General features: G+C 64.1%; 1 protein-coding gene. It reads right to left on the bottom strand.

From position 1 onward, the window contains the following. Positions 1–343: 343 nt before the first annotated feature. Positions 344–1,066 (bottom strand): autotransporter outer membrane beta-barrel domain-containing protein (locus G520_RS22945; RefSeq protein ID WP_156876973.1); only part of this gene is annotated, 723 nt, incomplete at its 5' end.

The following is a 1,066-nucleotide window of genomic DNA, read 5'->3' on the forward strand; positions in this document are numbered from 1 at the left end:
AAAACCGGAGGGCGGGTGTAGCCGAATGACAACAACGAGGCAAGGGTGGGGGCGCAGCGGGCACGCCGGGTGCGATACGGGGTGCCGCCAGCCGGTCAGCGCAGCACATGAAAACGTTCAACATATTGAATTTATTGATTTATATGAAACAACCTCCGCGAACAGGGGGCAACCGTTGCCGCCCGGCAACAGAACGTCCCTCTGCCCGCGCGAGCGGGACAGGGGGCCGAAGGGACGGACAGGCGCGGGCCTGACCTTTAGTTCAGGGCACCGCCCCCCGTGGATCGGGAAACACGGGGGGCAACGGAGTACCGCGCGTACAGCCGCGCGGACCCCCGCCGTCTTACCAGGCCAGCTTCAGCCCGAGATTGAGCTGCCATTCCTGCTGCACCGGGCCGTTCGAGGCCGTGCGCGAGACTTCGCCGTAAGCCAGGCTATTGTTAGCCTTGCCCAGTTTGACGTTGAAGCCCGCCCCATAGCTGAGCCAGCTGCCGGTATAGTCGCTGGCCAGTTTGGTGCCGTTGAGATCGACATTGAAGTTGCCGTCGAACTGCTGCTGCAGGGAGGTTTTGAGATAGACGTTGTACGGATGTTCGACTTCGCTGCGCAGCAGGCCCAGCGCCACGCCTATCCGCCCGATGGTCGCGTTCACCGCGTCGCTGCTGACTTGCAGACCGTCGCTGGCGGTAAAGCTGCCGCTGTTCTGATGCTGCACGGTCAGCTGCGCCTGCGGTTCGACATAGGCGCCCCCCGCCGTCAACGCGAAGCGCTGCCCGACTTCCGCGCTCAACTGGTAGTAAGGCGTGCTCACATTGCCGCTGACCCCGGCCCCCGCCGTATCGCTGACGCTGAAATCATGCTTGGCGGTGCCGGCCATCGCGACCAGATCGATGTAGCGCTGCTGTGCATCCTGATGCGTGGCGTAGGCGCCCAGATAGTAGCTGTCCACCTTCGCGCTGCCGTCGACCACATCCGGGGTCGCATGCGTCGTGCCGAACAGCCCGCCGAACACCCAGCCACCGCGTGCCGTATCCGCACCGACCTGCACCCCGCTATAGGACTCGTT

The organism is Paludibacterium yongneupense DSM 18731 (assembly GCF_000422925.1).
In the GTDB taxonomy this organism is placed as follows: domain Bacteria; phylum Pseudomonadota; class Gammaproteobacteria; order Burkholderiales; family Chromobacteriaceae; genus Paludibacterium; species Paludibacterium yongneupense.